The organism is Anaerolineae bacterium (assembly GCA_014360855.1).
Lineage (GTDB): Bacteria > Chloroflexota > Anaerolineae > JACIWP01 > JACIWP01 > JACIWP01.
In genome coordinates this window covers 1-2,608 of the sequence record JACIWP010000358.1, presented here as the reverse complement: position 1 = coordinate 2,608, position 2,608 = coordinate 1, and the positions used below count along the sequence as shown (strand labels likewise).

At 65.1% G+C, this 2,608-nt stretch carries 1 protein-coding gene; it reads right to left on the bottom strand.

Features of this window, described 5'->3' with window-relative positions; translation table 11 throughout:
- Positions 1-84: 84 nt before the first annotated feature.
- Positions 85-2,608 (bottom strand): DNRLRE domain-containing protein (locus tag H5T60_13945; GenBank protein MBC7243534.1); only part of this gene is annotated, 2,524 nt, incomplete at its 5' end.

Genomic DNA, 2,608 nt, shown 5'->3' with positions numbered 1-2,608 from the left:
TCCTTACTCGGACAAAATGCCTGCATGTCGGGGAATATCCCCGGACATGCAGGCAAGTATAGCCTAAAGGCCCGCCGGCGCAAATCAGGGCGCGGGAATCACTACGTGTTTGACGTTGCGATACACATCGCCGGCGTGGAAGACCACCAGATACTTCCCGGTCTGCGGGTTGAAGGAGAGCTGAGGCTCGGTGCCACTGCCGGCGACCTGATATTTGGCATCCATGAGGACGGACTCCCCGCTGGGCCGCAGGGTCCGTGCGACAACGCGGCGGACGCAGGAGGCACAGGCCTGCTCCACCCATACCACCGTGTAGTTGCCGGTGATGGTGTTGACGCCGGCGGCCGGCTTCGGCACGTCCGACAGGTACGAGCCGCTGTTATAGACCGCCTGGGCCTCGATGGTGAAGGGTGCGCCGATGGGCCGGCCTTCGGCGTCCAGCCGCTGGCCGTGCACCGAACGCCATGTCCCCACCGCGTTCAGGTCCATCAGCTTCTGCCACACCACCAGGTATTCGTCCAGCACCGGGTTGTACACCACCTCCGGGAAGCGCTCACAGCCGGGCTCGGTGCTGATGGGGAAGTTGGGTGGATCGCCGATGGGCTTCGCCTGCCCGTCCAGGAAGATGCCGTAAATGTCCATGTTCAGCAGTTCATACCACTGGTTGGTGGGATGGGGGCTGCCGGCGCCGTTGCGGTCGTCCTCCCACACCACCAGGAAACGCTGGCGCCGCGTATCATACGCAATGCTGGTGTACTGCTGGATGCGTTTGGCGTTGCCCACATACTGATGGGTGGTATTGGCCGGGTCCAGGGTAATGGGCAGGTTGCGGCCGAGGATGGCGCCGGTTGCCGAGACGATCTGGGCGTAATTGTCCTTGAAGGTGGTGCGGTCGTTCTCGTCCATGCTGAACAGGCTCGGGAATTGGGTGCGCGCCCGGCCGTCGTGCCATGTGACCAGGAAGACGTTCGCCGGCGGGTAATACGCCACGGCCGGGTGCCACTGATTGTCGTCGTAGGGCGGCGAGGTGAACTTTTCGGAGATGAGGAAGACATCGGTCAGCGGCTCGCCGTCGGCGGTGATGAGCCGGCCGACCACATCGTAGCCGTACTGCGAATAGCCGGGATAGCCGCTGGGCGGCCAGTTCCCGAGGAAGTCAAAGGCATGCTGTTGCCAGACCACCAGATAGGTCTGGTCCGTGGGGTTATAGGCGGCCGCCGGCCACTGCATGCTCAGGACATTGGCGGAGATCTCGATATCGGGGGAGAGCACAGAGCCATCTGCCCCGATGCGCCGGGCGTAGATATCCTTGGCATCACGCGCCCCGTACTCGCAGTAGCGACCGTAAGCAGAGACGTTGCGGCAGTCCGCCCAGACCACCAGGTACTCGTTGCGGTCCGGGTTATAGACGGCGGAGACCTGCTCCTGGTGGTACGGCGCCGGCGTAGGCGTCGGTAGCGGCACAGAGGTGCCGGCCGGCGTGGGCGTGCTGGTGGCCCCCGGTGTGACAGCGGGCGTCCGCGTGGCGGTGGGCGTCGGAGTGGATGTGGGGCCGGCCGTGGCGGTGGCGATGCGCGTCGCCGTGAACGTAGGGCTGGGGGTGGCGGTTGGGGTAGCGCTGGGAGTCAGGGTAACGCCGGCGGGCGGGGTGCCGGTGGGCGTGGCGGTATACGTAGCGGTCGGCGTAGATGTCGGCGTGAAGGTTGCGGTGCCGGCCGGCGCGGTGGGAGTAGCCGTCGGGACACCACCGCACGGCGCCACGTAGCCTGGGATAATGTTGGAGGCCGGCACGACGGCGACGGCATCCAGCCGAGCCTCTGGCTCGCGGGGCCGGATGATAATGCTGTGCGTGCCCGGCTTCAGCCGCAGGACAGGCCGCTGGCCAGTAGAGGCATCCTTGATGGGCTGCCAGATCCAGGTCGAGGTTGGCAGGAAATCCCAACGGAAATCCGGTCTGCCATCCAGCGAAACGAAGAAAGAGTTATCCCCTTCATGGAAAGCAAGGGTGCGCCCCCAGAACCAGTAGTCGGACTCATTCGTCACGCGGAAGGTGATCCGCACCTCGCCGCTACGCTCATTAATAGGACTAATGATATAGCCGCAGGCGGAGGCGCCGGCGTCATAGGCGACGCTCATCGGTGGGATGACCTCGCCGGCCTCGGCCTCCGCGTAGATGATGCCGGCCTCCTGCGCTGAGGTGGGCGTGGCAGAAGGCGTGACCGTGGGGGTGCGAGTGGGCGGAAGGGTCGGCGTCGGCGTCATGGTGCGGGTCGGCGTGGCCGTATGTGTGGGCGTTGGGGTGGGCGTCGGCGGTTTGCCCTCGTAGATGATGGTCAGCATAGGCCGCCGGCTCGCGTCCAGGTATTCGCTGGAGTGGATGTAATATTCGACGCCGGCGGCGTTCACCCCCTCGATGAGGAAGCCGTAATTGGGCTGTTGCTGAGCCGCCCAGCTCTGCACCAGGGCTGTTACATCCAAGGTCACCCAGCCGTCGGGAGAGTCCACATTGGCCGTGGCCATCGGTTGTTGCAGATAGTCCACGCCGGCCATGCTGGCACCGGGCAGTCCCCAGGAAGTGTTCCCCTGAGCCACCTCCCACGTGGCGTCC